This is a genomic window from Vibrio sp. A11 (genome assembly GCF_013048705.1).
Lineage (GTDB): Bacteria > Pseudomonadota > Gammaproteobacteria > Enterobacterales > Vibrionaceae > Vibrio > Vibrio metschnikovii.
Map to the genome: position 1 here is coordinate 1 of NZ_VHSI01000053.1, position 1,243 is coordinate 1,243.

At 49.2% G+C, this 1,243-nt stretch carries 1 protein-coding gene; it reads left to right on the forward strand.

From position 1 onward, the window contains the following. Positions 1-95: 95 nt before the first annotated feature. Entirely contained in the window at positions 96-1,223 is a 1,128-nt protein-coding gene (locus tag FKQ60_RS17240; RefSeq protein WP_170905629.1) for an ISAs1 family transposase, read from the forward strand. Positions 1,224-1,243 lie beyond the last annotated feature (20 nt).

Consider the following 1,243-nt stretch of genomic DNA (forward strand, 5'->3'; position numbering starts at 1 on the left):
CAGGGCAAGATCATGAACGTTTTTTGCGCAATGCGAGGTTAAGTTTGACCTGACGTGCGGGCTGTGATCTTATGCTCCTTTTTTAAGGTGTTGCCATGAATATTAATACCATCAAAGAGCACTTCAGCATCATCCGTGACGAACGGCAAAGCGCAAAAGTTGACTACCCTCTGTTTGATATTTTGTTTGGTTCAATCTGCGCCGTGATAGCCGGTGGTCAAGGCTGGACCGACATTCGTGAATATGTTCTTGGTCACCATGAGTGGTTTCTTAAACAGGGTCTGTTTGAAAACGGCGTGCCTGTTGACGATACCTTTGCTCGTCTGATCGCAGGTATTGACCCTGCCGAGTTTCGCGACTGTTTCCTGGGCTGGATGAATGCGGTACATACCTTGACGTGTGGTGAGGTGGTTGCCATTGATGGCAAGACTTTACGCGGCTCCTACGATAGAGATGACAGACAAAGCACCATCCATATGGTGAGCGCCTACGCGAGTGCCAACCAACTGGTATTGGGCCAACTCAAAACTGATAATAAGAGCAATGAAATCACCGCAATTCCGGAATTGATTAAGATGCTCGACTTGCGCGGAGCCGTCGTGACGATTGATGCGATGGCCTGCCAGACCAAAATTGCCAAGGTAATTACCAACAAAGGCGGTGATTACTTGTTGGCAGTAAAGGGGAACCAAGGCAAGTTGTCGGCAGCCGTACAGGCCGCCTTCGCCCCACACCGTCGTGCTCCGATTGAAAAAAACACCTATCACATCGAGAAACAGAAAGGCCGTGTTGAAGCACGAACTTGCCATGTACTCAAGGCCTGCGAGTTGGAGGGTGACTTCTCTACGTGGAGCCGACTAAGCAGTATAGTCATGGTTGAAAATTACCGAGCCGCAAAAGGCAAAGCACCAGTGTTGGAGTACCGCTACTACATCAGTTCAGCTGACCTGACTCCGGAGCAAGCTGGAAATGCTATTCGAGCCCACTGGGGCATTGAGTCAATGCATTGGATTTTAGATGTGAGCATGCGGGAAGATGCTTGTCAGATTTACCGAGAAAACGCAGCTGAAAACTTGGCAGGGTTAAGACACATGGCGCTTAACATGCTAAGAGCTGAGCCAACCAAAATTAGTGTGCCAATGAAGCAGAAGCGTTGCATGATGAACCCCGGCTTCTTGGAGCAAGTCTTGTTAGCTGGATTTAAGTTGGCGGCTAAATTCTAACCATTCATGCGGACGCCCTG

Excerpts from the sequence above, each read along its gene's own strand:
- FKQ60_RS17240 (WP_170905629.1), top strand. The coding sequence starts at position 96 with ATGAATATTAATACCATCAAAGAGCACTTCAGCATCATCCGTGACGAA.